The organism is Streptomyces colwelliae (assembly GCF_048158785.1).
Classification (GTDB): Bacteria; Actinomycetota; Actinomycetes; order Streptomycetales; family Streptomycetaceae; genus Streptomyces.
The window spans coordinates 40060-56860 of the sequence record NZ_JBLTJC010000024.1; the positions used below are offsets into that span (position 1 = coordinate 40060).

Annotated in this window: 16 protein-coding genes; 4 read left to right on the top strand and 12 right to left on the bottom strand. The window is 70.5% G+C overall.

The genetic code is table 11. The features are described from left to right. Nucleotides 1-186: 186 nt before the first annotated feature. From ACNFOC_RS07895 to ACNFOC_RS07910, 4 genes are all read right to left on the bottom strand, one after another. Nucleotides 187-918, bottom strand: coding sequence for an ABC transporter ATP-binding protein (locus tag ACNFOC_RS07895; protein ID WP_416958073.1), 732 nt, complete (start codon nucleotides 916-918; stop codon nucleotides 187-189). Next, nucleotides 915-3692 (bottom strand): ABC transporter permease subunit, encoded by a 2778-nt coding sequence (locus ACNFOC_RS07900; protein WP_416958075.1) that lies wholly within the window; start codon nucleotides 3690-3692, stop codon nucleotides 915-917. Before ACNFOC_RS07900 ends, ACNFOC_RS07895 begins: the two co-directional genes overlap by 4 nt. A 30-nt stretch (nucleotides 3693-3722) precedes the next feature. Next, nucleotides 3723-4994: an ABC transporter substrate-binding protein gene (locus ACNFOC_RS07905; RefSeq protein WP_416958077.1), complete on the bottom strand. Its 1272-nt coding sequence runs from the start codon at nucleotides 4992-4994 to the stop codon at nucleotides 3723-3725. A gap of 380 nt (nucleotides 4995-5374) precedes the next feature. Continuing rightward, nucleotides 5375-5842 (bottom strand): cupin domain-containing protein, encoded by a 468-nt coding sequence (locus tag ACNFOC_RS07910; protein ID WP_416958079.1) that lies wholly within the window; start codon nucleotides 5840-5842, stop codon nucleotides 5375-5377. Nucleotides 5843-5979: 137 nt separating this feature from the next. On the opposite strand from ACNFOC_RS07910, the gene ACNFOC_RS07915 reads away from it, so the two are divergent. Then, complete coding sequence (locus ACNFOC_RS07915) at nucleotides 5980-6450, top strand: cupin domain-containing protein (protein WP_416958081.1); 471 nt, start codon at nucleotides 5980-5982, stop codon at nucleotides 6448-6450. 56 nt (nucleotides 6451-6506) lie between these two features. Here the strand turns inward: ACNFOC_RS07915 and ACNFOC_RS07920 are convergent, their stop codons facing one another. Continuing rightward, nucleotides 6507-7934 carry an aromatic ring-hydroxylating oxygenase subunit alpha gene (locus ACNFOC_RS07920; protein WP_416958083.1) on the bottom strand — a complete coding sequence of 476 codons (1428 nt, stop codon included), beginning with the start codon at nucleotides 7932-7934 and terminating at the stop codon, nucleotides 6507-6509. A gap of 58 nt (nucleotides 7935-7992) precedes the next feature. After that, nucleotides 7993-8283: a ferredoxin gene (locus tag ACNFOC_RS07925; RefSeq protein WP_416958085.1), complete on the bottom strand. Its 291-nt coding sequence runs from the start codon at nucleotides 8281-8283 to the stop codon at nucleotides 7993-7995. A 257-nt stretch (nucleotides 8284-8540) separates the two neighbouring features. On the opposite strand from ACNFOC_RS07925, the gene ACNFOC_RS07930 reads away from it, so the two are divergent. Continuing rightward, entirely contained in the window at nucleotides 8541-9524 is a 984-nt protein-coding gene (locus tag ACNFOC_RS07930) for an NAD(P)/FAD-dependent oxidoreductase (protein ID WP_416958087.1), read from the top strand. Nucleotides 9525-9581: 57 nt separating this feature from the next. On the opposite strand, the gene ACNFOC_RS07935 is transcribed toward ACNFOC_RS07930, so the two are convergent. After that, nucleotides 9582-11171, bottom strand: a complete 1590-nt coding sequence (locus tag ACNFOC_RS07935; RefSeq protein WP_416958089.1) for an FAD-dependent oxidoreductase — start codon at nucleotides 11169-11171, stop codon at nucleotides 9582-9584. Nucleotides 11172-11257: 86 nt separating this feature from the next. Next, the gene (locus ACNFOC_RS07940) at nucleotides 11258-11812 is read right to left on the bottom strand and encodes a VOC family protein (RefSeq protein ID WP_416958091.1); all 555 of its coding nucleotides are present in this window, start codon (nucleotides 11810-11812) and stop codon (nucleotides 11258-11260) included. A 145-nt stretch (nucleotides 11813-11957) separates the two neighbouring features. Between ACNFOC_RS07940 and ACNFOC_RS07945 the strand changes: the two genes are divergently transcribed. Next, complete coding sequence (locus ACNFOC_RS07945) at nucleotides 11958-12434, top strand: hypothetical protein (protein WP_416958093.1); 477 nt, start codon at nucleotides 11958-11960, stop codon at nucleotides 12432-12434. A 31-nt stretch (nucleotides 12435-12465) separates the two neighbouring features. Continuing rightward, nucleotides 12466-12972: a MarR family winged helix-turn-helix transcriptional regulator gene (locus ACNFOC_RS07950; RefSeq protein ID WP_416958095.1), complete on the top strand. Its 507-nt coding sequence runs from the start codon at nucleotides 12466-12468 to the stop codon at nucleotides 12970-12972. 21 nt (nucleotides 12973-12993) lie between these two features. Here ACNFOC_RS07950 and metX read toward each other — a convergent pair whose 3' ends face one another. The 4 genes from metX to ACNFOC_RS07970 all read right to left on the bottom strand — a co-directional run. Further along, nucleotides 12994-14139: a homoserine O-acetyltransferase MetX gene (gene metX, locus ACNFOC_RS07955; RefSeq protein WP_416958105.1), complete on the bottom strand. Its 1146-nt coding sequence runs from the start codon at nucleotides 14137-14139 to the stop codon at nucleotides 12994-12996. Next, nucleotides 14136-15497, bottom strand: a complete 1362-nt coding sequence (locus tag ACNFOC_RS07960; RefSeq protein WP_416958097.1) for a bifunctional o-acetylhomoserine/o-acetylserine sulfhydrylase — start codon at nucleotides 15495-15497, stop codon at nucleotides 14136-14138. Before ACNFOC_RS07960 ends, metX begins: the two co-directional genes overlap by 4 nt. Before the next feature lie 307 nt (nucleotides 15498-15804). Then, the gene (gene ssuE, locus ACNFOC_RS07965; protein WP_416958099.1) at nucleotides 15805-16362 is read right to left on the bottom strand and encodes an NADPH-dependent FMN reductase; all 558 of its coding nucleotides are present in this window, start codon (nucleotides 16360-16362) and stop codon (nucleotides 15805-15807) included. A 55-nt stretch (nucleotides 16363-16417) separates the two neighbouring features. Next, the coding region (locus ACNFOC_RS07970; protein ID WP_416958101.1) for an alpha/beta hydrolase at nucleotides 16418-16801 on the bottom strand (384 nt) is incomplete at its 5' end.

Consider the following 16801-nt stretch of genomic DNA (forward strand, 5'->3'; position numbering starts at 1 on the left):
CCCTTCGCGCCCGGACCCCGGCCGGGTGCGCGCCCGGTCCCTGCCGCTCCTGCGCCGCGTCCTCACTGTTCGTCATGTTCCGTCCTTCGTCCGTTCCGTCCCGGTGTCGCGTGACCCGCGACGATCCCTCCGTACCCGATCGACTTAATGAGTATCCGCATTACGGCGAATCGGCCGGGATGGCGGTCACGAGACGGTTTCCGGGGCCTGCTCGCCGAGATAGGCGCGCTCCAGCAGGCCGGGGTCCGCCGCGAGTGTCGTGGCGGACCCGCTCCACACCGTCTCGCCGTGCACCAGGACCACCGCCCGGTCCGCCACGTCGAGGGCCAGCCGGACGTGCTGCTCGACCAGCACGACGGCCGTGCCGGTGTCCTCGGCGATCCGCCGGACGACCGGCAGCAACTCCTCGACGATCACCGGCGCCAGCCCCATGCTCAACTCGTCGACGAGCAGCACCCGAGGGTCCTGGATCATCGCCCGGCCCAGGGCCAGCATCTGCTGTTCCCCGCCGGAGAGCATCCCGGCCGCGACCTTCAGCCGTTTCCCCAGCGCGGGAAAGTAGTCGAGCACCTGGTCCACGGTGCTGCCCCGACGCCGCCGCGCGAGTGTCAGGTTGTCCCGCACGGTCAACTGCGTGAACAGCGACCGGTCGTCGGGCACCAGGACCAGTCCCCGCCGGGCGACCTCGCGTGCCCGCCCGCCACGGATCTCCCGCCCGTCGAGGGCGACCGACCCGCCCAGGCGCGGCAGCAGCCCGGCGAGCGTCATCAACAGTGTTGTCTTTCCCGCCCCGTTGGGCCCCAGCAGGGCCGTGACCTCGCCGGGCGGCAGCTTCAGGTCGAAGCCGCGTACCACCGGCCGGCCCTTGGTGTAGCCCGCGTCCACGCCCTCGCATGTCAGCAGTTCCCGCCCGGTCACTGGACGACCTCCCCGCGCACCTGGTCCGTATCGGCTTGCGTCGCACCGAGGTAGGCGGTGGCGACCCGTGGATCTGCCTTGATCTCGGCGGGAGTTCCGTCCGCGATGACCTTTCCGATGTCCAGTACGACGATGCGGTCGCACACGTCGAGGACCAGCCCCATGTCGTGGTCGATGAGCAGGACCGTCACGCCGTCGGCCCGTACGGCCCGCAGCCGGTCGCCCAGCCAGCGGCTCTCGGAGCTGTCCAGGCCGGCCGCGGGCTCGTCGAGCAGCAGCATCCGGGGGCGGCCGGCCAGGGCACGTGCGATGGACACCAACTGCCGCCTGCCCTGGGACAGTTCACGTGCCGGCTGGCTCCGGAACCGGCTCAGGTGCAGCGTCTCGAACAGCCGGTTCCGCAGCTCCAGCCCCTGTGCGGAGCCGACGTGGTCGCCGCCGTGCAGGGCGGCCGCCTCCCCGACGAGCACGTTCTCCTCCACGCTGAGGTCCTCGTAGAGCTCGATGCCCTGGAAGGTGCGTCCGAGGCCCGCCCGGCTCCGCTGGTGCGGCTTCAGCGAGGAGATCGTCCGGCCGTCGAACTCGACTGTTCCCGTACTGCGGTTGTATCCGCTGATCGCGTCGAGGAGGGTGGTCTTCCCGGCACCGTTCGGGCCGATCACGCCGACGATCTCGCCCGAGCGCACGTCGAAGGAGACGGAGTCGACGGCCACCACACCGCCGTAGCGGACCCCGACGTCGCGTACCGCGAGGAGTACCTCGCCCGGTTCGGGAACCGGTGGGCGGGAGGACGGCGCCGGCCCGGCCAGGACGTCGGCGTCCTCGCCGAGGGCGGAGGGACGGCGCTTGCGCCGTAGCCGGGCCGACAGTTCGTGCGCCGGGCCGACCAGGCCTTCCGGGTTGGTGATCACGGTGAGGACGAGACCGATGCCCATGATCACGCCGTACCACTCGCCCAGGGACAGGGCCCGGTCCAGGAGGACGGGCAGCAGGCCCCCGGCTCCCATCACCCCGGCCACGAGGCCGCCGGACAGGGCGGTGATGCCCGCCAGGTACGCGGTGGCGAACAGGCCCAGACCGCCGATCGCGGTGAACATCTCGGCGTCGGCGACGGTCTGTTGGTAGCCCAGCAGGGCGCCCCCGAGCCCGGCGATGAACGCCCCGATCGCGAAGGCGACGATCTTCGTACGGGCGACGTCGATGCCCGCCGCCGCGGCCGACCGTTCGTTGGCACGCACGGCGAGCATCGCGGCGCCGAGCCTGCTGCGGCGCAGCCAGGCCACGCCCAGGCCGACGAGCAGCAGCACCACCAGACACAGCAACGCGAACGGGATGCGTGGATAGTCGTCGCCCGCTCCGATGCCCAGGTCGGTCCCGAACAGGCGGGGCGAGGGCACCTTCGAGCCGCCCAGGCCGCCGTTGAGTTGGGTGTTGCGGAACCAGAAGGCCTCCAGAGCCACGGCCAGCGCGACCGTGACCACCGCCGCCGGCAGGCCGCGGATCCGCAGTGCGGGCAGCCCGATCACCACCCCGATCACCATCGCCGCCAAGGCCGCCAGCAAAGGGGCGAACGGAAAGGGGACACCCCATTCGACGCTCAGCCTGCTCAGGCTGAACGCGCCGACCCCCGCCAGTGTCAGCTGAGCCAGCGAGATCTGCCCGGCGAACCCGGTGACGACCACCAGCGACAGCGAGATCACCGCCAGGGTCAGCGAGGTGATCACGGCCGCGCGGATGCTCCCGGTGGTGGCGAAGAGGACGACGACAGCCAGGGCCGTACCCACGACCGCCGGGACCAGGATGCGGTCGGGCCGCGGTGCCCGGCCCAACGCCTGCTGGATCAGCGAGCCGCGGGTGGGCAGCGGCCGGCCGCGGACCACGAGGTAGGCCAGGATGACGGCCAGCGGCACCAGTTGGGCCAGACCGGCCTGGGGCAGCCAGGACCACTTCCCCTGAAGGAACTGCAGTTCCGACTGGAGCATCCCGATGACCAGCCCCGCTCCCACGGCCGGGATCAGCGCGGTGAAGTTGCCGACCAGCGCCGCCGCGAGGGCCGGCACGATGAACAGGGTGTAGGAGACCGGGACCAGCGGCACGATCGGGGCGATCAGGATGCCGGACAGCCCGGCGACGGCCGAGCTGAGCGCCCAGTTCGCCACCGCGATCCGCTCCGGCGACAACCCGCTGACCAGCGCGCCCTTCTCCGACTCCGTCGCCGCCCGGGCCGTGAGACCGAACCGGGTCAGCCGGAACACCAGCGCCAGGACGACGGTCAGTACGACGATCACCGCTGCGAACCACAGCCGGTCGCCGGGGATGAGCGAACCGCCCCAGGACACCGGGTCGTTGGGCAGGATGGCCTTGACCGACACCGCGCCCGTGCCCACTGCCGCGGCGAGCACGGCCTGGATCACCAGCATCACCCCGATCGAGGCGACAGCCTTCGCCACCGGCGGTGCGGTCCGCAGCGGCCGGAACACCAGCCCGTACAGCACGACCCCCAACAGGGCGGCGAGGACAAGGGAGATGACCATCGCCGGGAAGAGGCCGAGGGCACCCCCGAGCCCGACCTTCTTCGGCACACCCGGCAGCGGCACCAGCAACTCGCCCCGGCGCAGGAACGCGTAGGTGTACGCGCTGTACAACGCGATCGCCCCGGTGGCGAAGTTGACCACCCCGGAGCTGCGGTAGGTCAGTACCAGCGCCAGAGCGAGCGCGCCGAACACCGCCCCGCTCCCCAGGCCCAGCAGCAGAAACACGACGTACTGGCTCATCGGCGAGACCGTCCTTTCCGGTTGCTCCGACTACCGCGCGAACAACGGACCGGGATCGACGACCCCCATTTTTCCCAGCTTTCCGTCGGACATCGTGCCGGTGACCTCCTTCGCCGAGCAGGCCGACGGCAGCCCCGGTACCGCCTTGGAGTCGCAGGTGAAGGTGATGCCGTGGCCGGCGGGCAGGACGACGTTCTTCGCCGAGTGCAGCGCCGCGGTGATCGTCTTCGACGAGACCGTGCCCGTCAGACCGTGCAGCGCGCGCACCAGACCGAGCACACCCTGGTACCCGATCGCCGCGTACCCCTGGGTCGGTGTGCTGGGGCTGTACTCCTTCATCACCTGGCGGTAGAGCTGGGCCTCGATGTTGTCGCTCGCCACGTCGAAGCTGCTGAACACCTGAAGTCCGTCCATGCCCGGGCCCACCGCGTCGACGACCTCGGGGGCCACGCACGACTGGACGGACATCCGCGCGATGCCGGCGCCGAGCGTGCCCATCGCCTGGAGCACGGAGGTGCACACGGTCGACTCTCCGACGACGGCCACGGCGTCGGGTTTGTTCCGCAGCGCGGCACTCACCTGAGGGGACGCGTCCGGTGTGCCCGCCGCTATGGTCACGATCTGGAGGCCGACACCGGCCTTGGCGAAGACGGGCTTGCCGATGGCCTCGACACCGCTGACCGCGGCGGGCGCGTCGATCACGAACGCGGCCACCTTCTTGTAGCCCTTCTCCTTCGCGTACGCGGCCATCGACGTCATGGTCGTCGGGAAACCGCCCGTCCAGGAGAAGGCGTTGGCGGTGGTGCCCTCGGAGTTGCTGGCGGCGATGGAGGTCGCCCAGGGAATGCCGGCCTGGGTGACGATCGGCACCATCGAGTCGCCTAGCCCGCTGCTGGTCAGGACCACCGCGTCGACCTTCTGCTCGACCATCTGGTTCGCGCAGTCCCGTGCCGCCGCCGGTTCCTCCTTGGTCTTGCAGATGACCAACTCGATCGGCCTGCCGGCGATTCCGCCGAGGTTGGCGTTGGCGTACTTCATGGCCGCCTGGGCGGATTCCCTGGTCTCGGGCTGGCTGATCGCGGAGCCGCCCTCGTTGGTGATGAGGCCGATCCTGACCGGCGCGCCGGTGGCTTTCGTGCCCGGGAACGAGCTCGCCAAGGCGGCCGGTATTTCCGTGCTGGCAGCGGTGGTCGAACCACCTCCGCTGCCGCCGCATCCCGCGAGGAGGACCGTGGTCGACACCAGCGCGGCCGCCGCGCGCGACCGGGGTGAGGAGAGGGCTCGTCCGACCGACTCGATCATGTCTGCGTCCCAACGTGTCGGCGAGTGCCCGGCACTCGCTGCGATCAGCGGCCGGCGGCGCCGTGCGGCGACGCTGCCGTCCGAGAAAGTGAGGAGAGAGCCGCGCGTGGAGGTCGAACGGCACGAGGGCCGGGCGCCGCGGCAGACCATGCCGGCCGGCGTGCCGAGGGCTTGCCGAGGACTTCACGACCGGCGACGAGACGGACCTGCTCCGACGAAGGAAGAGGGGCAGCCGATCCCCGGAAGCAGTGGCCCGCAAGAAAGAAGAGTATACGTAATTGAGTCACCCTGGAATGGGTCGTGCGAGACCTGTCCATGCGATCGGCCCCTCATTCGGCAACGCGCCCGGAATGAGGGGCCTGAATGTAGAGATGGTCGGGTCAGTGACCGCGATGGACCCAGCCCGCGTCGTGCCAGTACGTCTCGAGGTTCTCCATCGGCTCGGGCCAGGTCTCGACGTAGGTGACGCCCTCCGGCCCGGCCGTCATGAGATAGGGAGTTCCGGCCTCGCTGATCCAGAACTCGCCCGGACCGATGGTCCGGCTGCCCTCTTCCCCGTCCTTGCCCCAGGCGACATGGAACGCGCCGCCGAAGACGATGATCAACTCATCGAGGTTGTGATGATGGCGGGGGACCGCGAAGCCCGGCGCGCACCGCAGGCCGTTCAGGTTGAACGACGGGTCCACCTTCGTCGACCACCACATGTTCCCCTTGAAGGTCTGCTCCATGTCGACCGGAGCGTCGGCCAGGAGACCGCCCTCGTGCCACAGGTACGTGGGAGCGGACTGGTCGACCGGCAGCTCGATCCAGCCCTCGTCCGACAGCAGATTGAAGAACTCGATTCCCATGCCCCGATACTGGGGACCGGGGTGGGACGTGTCATGCGTGAATCCCGTTGGCCGGGACCGGGTAGTTCTCGCCGGACGGGTCTCGATGAGCGGAACCTGTCGACGACACCGTGTCGGGCCGCGCATACGGTCGCCGCGTGACTCTTACATTCGGTGATCTGGTGGAAGACGCGGACTGGGTTCCCATGGGTCTGGAGCAGCAGGGCCATCCCCAGTACTTCTGGAACGACGGCGGCCTGCTCCGGGACGCACCCGTGGACTTCGCGGCGACGTTCGACGGGGCGATGTGGGTGACCACCAAACCCATCGACGTACCGCACTTCAACCGCAACCCGCTGCGCGTACGCCCGGACTTCACGGTGCCCCGGCACCACCACAACGTCGACGAGATGCTCTTCGTCTTCGCGGGCGAGTACAGCATCGAGCACTACGAGTCCGGTGAGCCGCAGACCGTACGGGTCGGTCCGGGGGACGTCTTCCTCAGCCGGGCCGGCACGCCGTACACGATGACGGCGGGACCCGAGGGCGTCACCTACATCGAGACCTGGCCCAAGCCGGTGCGGGAGCTGGAGACGTACTGGCACGACGTCGGCTGGGTCCGGCGGTAGGTCCTCGACATGATCGTGTCCCGGCCCCTGGGGGCCGGGACCACGGATCGGACGGGTCAGTCGGTCCAGAGGAACCGGTCGGCGACCCGGTGGTGGTTGTAGACGGTCATCTCCTGCTCCTCGCTCAGCCGGTGCCCGTCGAAGCTGGGGGAGTGCATGCCCACGGTCACCTCCTTGGCGTTCGTCAGGTCCTGCGTGAAGATCTCGCCGAGGTCGGCCTCACGGAAGTCCTCGAAGAACTGGGGCTGGAAGTCCCGCTTCTTGTCGTAGTCGGCGACGGGGACCTGGTCCAGGCTGAAGATCTCGAACAGGCAGCTGTCCGGGTCCAGGCCGTTCGGCCGCGCCCGGTAGCCGAAGACCGAACCCTGGTTGGGCAGCAGGATCGTGTTCGGGAACACGTTCCACGCCGTACCGGCCTCCGCCCACTGCCGGGGCGTGATGTCCGGCCAGTCGTAGCCCTCCGCGAGCGACAACTCCTTGTACAGCTGGAGGTAGTACTGGCCGGCGGTCATCCCCTCCGGCACCTCCGCCGTCTTCAGCGCCTCGGCGGCCCGCCAGCTCCGCTCGTTCTCCAGGCCCCGCATGTCGTCGGCGATGTACTGCACGCTCAGCGCCACGCTGAGCCGCTCGTCGGTCACGCCCCCGGTGCCCCGATTGGCCGGGTCCTTGGCGGTGTCCTTCTTCTTCGGGCCGACGCTCGAATAGTGGGCGTGCCGTTCGTACACCGTCGTGGGCGCCCACATCCGGTTCTCGAGTTCCTTCATCGAGGCGATGTTCGTGTTCGACTTGTCGAAGCGGTAGAGCTGCGGATGCGTTCCCGCCACGTGATAGGCCTCGAGGAATCCGTCCAGCGCGGTCTTCCAATTGCAGGGCAGCAGCACGCTCTTGTGCCACCGGTAGCGCATGTTCTCGAACTGGAACGGCGCGAAGATCCGCGGGATCGGGTCGAGGTATTCGAGGAGCGGTTTCGCGTCGGGGTCCATGTTGATGAACACGAACCCGCCCCACTGCTCCGCCCGTACCTGGACCAGGCCCAGGTCGTCGTCGGAACGCGGCACGAACTCCTCACGGTCGAGCACCAGCCTGATCGAACCGTCCAGGTTCCAACGCCAGCCGTGGAAGGGGCAGATGAGCGAGCCGACCCGCCCCCGGCCGCGCGCCAGCCGCGTACCGCGATGCCGGCACGCGTTGAAGTAGGCGCGGATCGAGTCCCTGCCTTCCCGCACGACCAGGATCGAATGACCACCGATCTCGTACTCGACGAAACACCCGACGCCCGGCAGTTCCTCAAGTCGGCAGGCCAGCAACCACGCCCGCGTGAACACCTTTTCCAGCTCCAGCTTGAGGAACTCGGCGTCCAGATAACGGCCCTTGGGCACGAACGCACGGGACAGCCGGTACTTCTCCGGCACCTTCTCGGCGGGCACATCGCCCTCGAACCAGGGAACCCGACGCTCCACTTGGGGCTCAACCACTGCAGACACCGATCACCACTCCTCCACTCGACATGCGTGTACGGCTCCAGGCGGCCGCAAGGGGACGTCAGCCGGCGTCGGGGCCGGCGACCTCGGTCCCGTCGGCGCGCCGCACCACGTGGATGCAGTTGCCCGGGCACTCGTCGGCGGCGTCGATCACATCGAGACGCAGCCGCTCCGCCACATCGGCCTGCGAGCCCTCGGGCGTCAGCAGTTCCCCGTCGGCGGCGTCCTTGACGTAGGCCAGTCCGTCGCCGCCGAACTCGAAGACATCGGGGGCGTACTGGGTGCACAGACCGTCACCCGTGCACAGTTTCTGATCGATCCACACCCGCACCTCATCGCTCACGCGTGTCACCCTCCTCGTCCCGGTGGACGCCGTGCCGTCATAGCGGTGGCGGTGAGAACGACTCTCCACTCGGCGTCCGGGGCCGTCCACCGGCCGTCCCATCAGCCGGGACCTGCGCGGACGTCCCTGCTCGGAGCCGTCCTACACTCAGCCGGCCGACCGTCCCGCCGAGCCGGGTTCCCGTCCGTCGTGCCCGTCGCCGTACCGCCATCCGTGCGCCAGGGCGCCGGAGCGCGCCCCGTCCACATTCCCCAGGAGGCCGGCCCGTGGCCGAGACCGTGACCACAGACATCCTCATCGTCGGCGCCGGCCCGATCGGGCTCTACGGCGCCTACTGCGCGGGCTTCCGCGGGCTGCGGACCGTCCTGGTCGACGCGTTGCCGCAGTGCGGGGGCCAGATCACCGCGCTCTACCCGGAGAAGGAGATCCGCGACATCGCCGCCGTCCCCGGCACCCGCGGCCGCGACGTCGTCACCGCCCTCAAGGACCAGGCCGACGCGTTCGACCCGGCCTACCTGCTCGGTCGCCAAGCCGTCGATCTCACCCACACACCCGAGGGACGACCCCAGGTCGCCCTCTCCGACGGCACCACCGTCGACGCCGGAGCGGTCGTACTGACCGCCGGGATCGGCACGTTCACGCCGCGCGCTCTTCCGGCGGGGGAGGAGTTCCTCGGGCGCGGGCTGAGCTACTTCGTCCCGGACCCGGCGGAACACGCCGACCGGGACGTCCTCGTCGTCGGCGGCGGCGACAGCGCGGTCGACTGGGCCCTCGCCCTGCACCCGATCGCCCGCTCGGTGACCCTCGTGCACCGGCGCGGCACGTTCCGGGCCCACGCGGCGAGCGTGCGCGAACTGCACGCCTGCGGAGTCGACATCGTCACCAACGCCCAGGTGGAGACCCTCACCGGCGACGACCTGCTGCGCCAGGCGCACCTGCGGGTCGACGGGGAGGAGGAGGCCCGGGTGCTGAAGGTGGACGCGGTCGTGGCCGCCCTCGGCTTCATCAGCAACCTCGGACCACTCGCCGACTGGGGCGTCGAACTGGAGCGGCGCACGATCGTCGTCGACACCAGGATGCGCACCACGGTCGACCGGGTGTACGCGGCCGGCGACGTCACCGCGTACCCCGGCAAGGTCCGTCTGATGTCGGTCGGCTTCGGGGAGGTAGCGACCGCGGTCAACAACGCGGCCGTCGCCCTGGACCCCGCGCTGTCCCTGTTCCCCGGTCACTCGACCGAGTCCGCTTGAACGCCCGGCTCCCTCTCCAAGAGCCCTTCTCCGAGAGGGAGTTGAGGAGGGCGGGACCTACCGGCTCTCGTCGGCCATGTCGACGGCGGCGATGTAGGAGAACGCCATCGACGAACCCACGGGACCGCCCGCGCCCGGGTAGATCCGGCCGGACATCGGCGCCATCGTGTTCCCCGACGCGTACAGACCGGAGATCACCGAACCGTCGGGCCGCAGCACGCGCGCGTGCTCGTCGGTCTTCAGGCCCCCCTTGGTCCCCAGGTCGGACAGCACGATCGTGGCCGCGTAGAACGGCGGCTTGTCGATCACGCCCAGGCACGGGTTGGGCCCGTCGGTGTGGGACCCCGCGATGTGCGTGATCATCAGGTCCCAGGGATCCTCACCGCGGCCGAACTGCTCGTCCTTGCCGCCTCGGGCGTACCCGTTGAACTGCTCGACGCTCTCGGTGAGCGCACCCGCGGGCAGGCCGATCAGCTCCGCCAGTTCCTCCAGCGTGTCGGCCCGCTTCAGGACACCCGCGGCGAGGAACTTCTCGACGTCGAACCAGCCGGGCACCTGCGGTGCGACCGGCAGCCCCGCGAACGCCCGCCTGTTGTCGAGCTGGCGCTGGTCGAACACCCAGTGCGTGGGCAGATGCGACACGTGCGAGGACCGGTGCGCCTTGAGCATCTCGTGACCGGCGCGGTCGTAGGGGAGACGCTCGTTGAGGTAGCGCTGTCCGGCGGCGTTGACCCAGATGCCGCTCCAGACCGACGTGTAGAACACCGGGCGGGTGCCGGGCACGACGAGGCCCGGCGCGAACCACGACTCGTCGAGCAGGCCGGTCGCGGCGCCGATGTCGATGCCCGCGGTGAGGGCGTCGCCGGTGTTGCCCTCGCAGCCCTGGGTCCACTCGTCGGTGACCCCGGGCTGGAAGCGTTCACGCAGCGCGCCGTTCCGCTCGTAACCGCCGGCGGCGAGCAGGACGCCCCGCCCGGCACGGAAGGTCACCGGCTCGCCCTCGCTCAGGGCCTCGACCCCGACGACCGCACCGTCCTCGACGATCAGGCGCTCCAGCGCGGTGTTCGTGCGCACGGTCCCGTTGCCGGTCTCCATGAACGCGAGCAGCGCACGGCCGATGAGGGCCTGCCCGCCGATCATCTCCTGCGGGACCTCCACCCCCCAGCGCTCCGTCCACAGCGGCCTGCGCACCAGCGGTTCCAGGTCGCCGAGTTCGGACCGGTCGAGGTTCTCGGGGAAGACCGTGCGGCCCTGGGGCAGGCTCCCGGGTCGGCCGGCGAAGTAGTCGGGCACGCCCTGCCAGAAGAACCGGCCGAACCGCGGGTTCTTCTCCAACTCGTCGATCAGGGTGGGACCGGCCTGGAGGAAGGCCTCCCGCAGCGCGGCCGGCGAGTCGTCACCGACGATCGCGTCGAGGTAGGGGCGGGCGACGTCGGGGCCGTCCTCGACGCCGGCCCGCTGCTCGGCCGCGTTGCCCGGCAGCCAGATCCCGGCGCCCGAATAGGCCGTGGTCCCGCCGACGTACTCCGTCTTCTCGATCACCAGCGTGCGCAGCCCACGGGAGGCCGCGGCGTACGCGCCGACCAGCCCAGCGCCCGAGCCGACGACGATGACATCGTAGGAATCAGCTGTGCCTTCGCCGCTCATGACGGTCCCTCTCGTGAAGTGTCGAGCACCGGACGGACACGGCCGACTCCTGCGGAAGCGGGCCGTGCCGAAAGAGAACAGTGCACTCAGTGACGGCTTGCGTTCGACGCCGCCTCAAGGTGCGCGAACCCCTGGGCAGCCTCCTCGTCCAGCTCCATGACCTCGACGAAGTGCCCCAACTCGGCTGTCATGTCGAGGTACCCGAACCGGATGGCACCGCTGTCCCCGTACTGCTTCCACGACCTGCCGCTCGCGGCGACGATCGCGGACGCCTCGTCGAAGTCGTCGACGCGGAAGCCCAGATGATGCAGCGTCGCCGGCTCCCCGGGCCTGACGGCCCCGCGATAGAGGTCGACCATGCCGCCGACCGGGCGGATGATCTCCAGGTTGGTCGGACCGGCGTTGACCAGGGCGACATCGATGACCCACTCGTCGGCGGGCACTCCGTCCACCACGACGAAGGTGCCGCGCGGGTCGTCGGCGCCGGCGGGCGGCAGACCGCCGCCGAGCGACGACTTGAAGTGCCTGACGCACTCGACCGTCCCCAGCCTCGACTCCAGGAACGCGGCCGCGGCGTCGATGTCGTCGGTCACGTATCCGAGCTGCATGAAGTTGCGGAAGAGGTCACTCAACGATCGCACTCGGCACCCCTTGTTCTGATCGACTCGATCGGTCCGATCGGCCACGGGGAACGACTGTCCCCCCGCCCTCCGCGGTCGTCCATCGCATGTCCCACCAGACGGAATCGGCCGCGTGGCCCCGGCTGCGGAGTGGCACGATGCGGCGATGACCACATCGAGTGCGGGGACGGCGCCGGTGACCGTGGACCGGGCGGCGATCGAGCACCGGCTGATCACGATGCGCAAGTCGGTCGTACAACTCGACTCGCTCGGACGGCTGGACAGCGCGCGCCTGGCGAACGACCCGGGCACCGGACTGGCCGTCGAGCGCGTCCTGGCCCTTCTGAACGACCTCGCCATCGTCATCAACCGGCATGTCTGCGAAGGAGTGTTGGGCGAAGCGCCGCCGCGGACACCCACCGCCTCGTTCGGCGCGGCGGAGCGGGCCGGGCTGATCGACGCCGGACTGGCGGCCGCCCTCACCCCGGCGGACGGACCGCACCACGTCCTGGTGCAGCTGTGTCTGGACACGGAGCCCGAGGAGGTCGCCGCGGTCGTGTCCGCCGCGCGGTCCGGATACCGGGAGTACGTGCGGCAGGTCACCGACTGGATCAGCGCGAGTGCGCCCGGCCGGGCGGTGTGAAGGTTCAAACGGCGGTGACTACAGTGCGACCATGACCACGACGCCACGCTGGCTGGATGCCGAGGAGATGCGGGCCTGGCTCGCCTACGTCGAGTTCTCCACGCTCCTGTCCGACCACCTGAACCGTCAGCTGCGGCGCGACGCGGGGATGACGCACTCCGACTACATCCTGCTCGCCCACCTCTCCTCGATTCCGCAGGGCAGGCTGACCATGTCGGAGCTGGCCGAGCGCCTCAAGATCACGCGCAGCCGGCTGACCCACGCCGTGACCCGCCTCCAGGAGGCCGGTTACCTGGACCGCCACGAGGACCCCGAGAACCGGCGCAGCCAACTCGCCACGCTCACCGCGCAGGGACGCGAGTTCCTGGAACGCGCGGCCCCCGGCCACGTCGAGGCCGTACGCCGTGCGGTCTTCGACGCGCTGACACCCGAGCAGGTACGCCAGTTCGCGGAGATCGGCGAGGCGATCAACGCGGCGCTCCACCGCGAGGAGGACGCCGGGGACGACCAGGAGGCGTTGCCGTGGCGTCGGCGGTAGACCGTTCGTGAACCGGGGCCGCTAGCCCACGAGTTCACGCACGAGCGCGGCCACCTGCTCCGTCTCGATCAGGAACCCGTCGTGGCCGTACGGTGACTCGATCACCCGGAGCCGGTCCGCGGCCGGGATCCCCGTCGCCAACTCGGCCTGCTGGGACGGCGGATAGAGCCGGTCGGAGTCGACCCCGGCGACCAGTGTCCGCGCGGTCACCCGGCGCAGCGCCGCGCGTGTGCCCCCGCGGTCGCGGCCGATGTCGTGGCTGTTCATGGCCTCGGAGAGGGTGACATAACTGCCCGCGTCGAAACGGCGCACCAACTTGGCGGCGTGATGGTCGAGATACGACTCGACCTGGTACCGGCCACCGTTCCACGGGTCCTCCGCACCCTGCGCCGTACGGCCGAAGCGGACCGCCAACTCCGGCTCGCTGCGGTAGGTGACATGGGCCAGGCGGCGGGCCAGGCCGAGTCCCGCATGGGGACCCCGGCCGGTGTCGTGGTAGTCGCCGCCGTGCCAGTGCGGGTCCGAACGGATCGCGTTGAGCTGGATGCCGGCCCACGCGATCTGCTCGGCGCTCGCCGCCGCCGTGGTGGCGAGCAGCAGGAGCGCGTCCGTGCGCTCCGGAAACGTCACGGCCCACTCCAGCGCGCGCATCCCGCCCATGGAGCCGCCGATCACCAACGCCCAACGCCCGACGCCCAGTTCGTCCGCCAGGCCGGCCTCCACGGCGACCTGGTCGCGCTGGGTCAGAAAGGGGAAGCTCCCGCCCCAACTCCGGCCGCCGGGGCCGGGTGAGGACGGTCCGGTGCTGCCCTGACAGCCGCCGAGCACGTTCGGCGCGACGACGAACCACCGTTCCGTGTCCAGGACTTGACCGGGTCCGACGAGCGCGTCCCACCAGCCGGCGGTGGGGTGACCGGGCCCGGCGGGCCCGGCGACATGGCTGTCGCCGGTGAGCGCGTGCAGCACCAGCACGGCGTTCGAGCGGTCCGGCGCGAGCCGCCCCCAGGTCTCGAACGCCAGCCGTACACCGGGCAGTTCACCGCCCGCCTCCAGCGCGAGGGGCTTCTCCCGGGTGTGCCACTGGCGGCGCCCGGGCGGATCCCCCTCCCGCCAGGCCCCGGAGACCGGCGGAAGGGGGAGGGCCGACGGCGTCGGTACGGTGCTCAGGACGCGCCCTTGGCCGCGCGGAACCCGGCCTCCAGGTCGGCCATCAGATCCGCGAGGTTCTCGATGCCGACCGACAGCCGCACCAGCCCCGGCGAGGTACCGGTCGCCGCCAACTGGGCTTCGTCCAGCTGACTGTGGGTCGTCGACGCGGGGTGGATGATGAGACTGCGTACGTCTCCGATGTTGGCGAGATGGCTGAACAGCTCGACCGCGTCCACGAACCGCTTCCCGGCCTCGACCCCGTCACGGAGCTCGAAGGCCAGCACCGCACCGGCACCGCGCGGAAGATAGCGCCGGCCCGCCTCGTACCAGCGGTTCGACTCAAGTCCCGGGTAGTGGACGGCGGCCACCTCGTCGCGCTGCTCCAGCCACTCCGCCAGAGCCTGCGCGTTGGACGAGTGGCGTTCGATGCGCAGGCTCAGGGTCTCCACGCCCTGGAGGAGCAGGAACGCGGAGTGCGGTGAGACCGCCGGGCCGAGGTCGCGCAGCAGCTGCACGCGCAGCTTGACGGCGAAGGCGCCCGGGCCCAGCGCCGGCCAGTACCGGAGGCCGTGGTAGCTGGGGTCGGGCTCGTTGAAGTCGGGGAAGCGCTCGGCGCGCGCGCCGAAGTCGAAGGTGCCGCCGTCGACCACGACACCGGCGATGGTGGTGCCGTGCCCGCCGAGGAACTTCGTCGCCGAGTGGACGACGATATCGGCACCGTGCTCGATCGGCCGCAACAGGTACGGCGTCGGCACGGTGTTGTCGACGATCAGCGGGACGCCCGCCCCGTGTGCGACGTCCGCCACGCCTCGCACGTCGAGGACGTTGCCGCGCGGGTTCCCGAGCGTCTCCGCGAACAGGGCCTTCGTGTTCGGGCGGACCGCCGCCCGCCACGCCTCCAGGTCGTCGGGGTCGTCGACGAACGACACCTCGATGCCGAACTTCGGCAGCGTGTGCCGGAAGAGGTTGTACGTGCCGCCGTACAGGGAGGTGCTGGAGACCAGGTGGTCGCCCGCGGACGCCAGGGTCAGGATCGCGAGGGTCTCCGCGGCCTGTCCGGAGGCGAGGGCCACCGCGTCGACTCCACCCTCCAGGGCGGCGACGCGCTGCTCGAAGACGTCCTGGGTGGGGTTGTGGATCCGGGTGTAGATGTTGCCGGGCTCGGCCAGCGAGAACAGGTCGGCGGCGTGCTGGGTGTCGCGGAACACGAACGAACTGGTCTGGTAGATCGGCGTCGCCCGCGCCCCCGTCGTCGGGTCCGGCGCGGCACCGGCGTGGATCTGCTTGGTCTCGAACGACCAGGCCGAGGTGTCGGGACCTGCGGGCTCGTCCTCGGGGGTGTGACCCGCGGTGACGGAGTCGATGGGCTGGCTCATGGCTCTCCCTTGTGCGGAGCGTGCGGGGGTGCGGGCGTGCGTGAGGAGACCGCGGGGCCGCCGTCCGGACCGTAAGCGGGCAGGACGGAGGACAGCGCGGCGCGCTGGTGAAGCGAGGGGTCGGATGCCGGAGCGGAGCGTCAGCTCGCGGCGTAACACCCCGTGCTGGTGACACGCACGTAGTCGACGTGGCGGCGGGTCACGAGCACGGTCATGCAGTGAGAGAACCACAGCCGGTGTCCGGGAACCAGCGTGACGTGGGGAGTTGAAACACGACTGCCACAACCACGCCGGCCCCCGGTGCCGTTCACCCCGCGGACGCCAGCAGCGCCGTACGACCGCCCAACGCGCTGGAGAAGTGATCCGTGACCTGCTCCAGCGCCGCGGCCGTGGCGGACGCGACGGTCAGGGTGCCGTCCTCGCCGACCGTGATGTCCTTGTCGAGGGTGAACCAGCCCGGCACGATGTGCGAGGGCCCCATGGAACTCAGCACCGGACGCAACGCGTAGTCGATCGCCAGCACATGGGCCGTGCTGCCGCCGGTGGCCAGCGGCAGCACCGTCTTGCCGGTCAGCGCGTATTGCGGGAGCAGGTCGAGGAGCGACTTCAGCAGGCCCGAGTAGGCGGCCTTGTAGACCGGTGTGCCGATCACCACCCCGTCCGCCTGCTCGAACAGGGCCGTGGCGGCGACGATCGCCGGATGCCCGAAGTCGGCGCCCAGCAGGGCCTGCGCGGGCAGGGTGCGCACTTCCAGCGGGATCACGTCATGGCCTTGGCGGCGGAGCCGGTCGTCCAGGTGGCGCAGGAGTCGGGTGGTGCGCGAGGCGGGGGAGGGGCTGCCGGAGACGGACAGGATCGAGGCCATGACGGGACCTTTCGAGGTCGGATTCAGACGGAGTACCGGGTGGGCGCTGGCGTGCTCACCAGGCGCTCGACCGCACCGTGATCAGCGGCCGCAGTTCGTTGCGCAGGGTCTCCAGGAAGGTGACGACCTCGGAGGCCACCGACCGGTGCTGGAGGTCGTTGAGGACGTCGTGGTGAGCGCTGTGCACGACCGAAAGCCGGGCCCGGGCAAGGGACTTGGCGGTGTGCGCGAGCGCCTCGTGGCCCGCGAGGGGGTCGGAGTCGCCGACGAGCAGCAGCACCGGCACGGCGGCCTCACTGTCGTAGGCGGCGGCGAGCACGGCCTCCGGGATCGCGTCGTCGAGCGAGCCGCGCCGCACCTCGGCGTCCTGGGTGAGGAGGCCCCGGTGGGCCGGGCAGGAGGTACGGACGTCGAGTTCCTCGTCCCAGGTGCCGGCGGT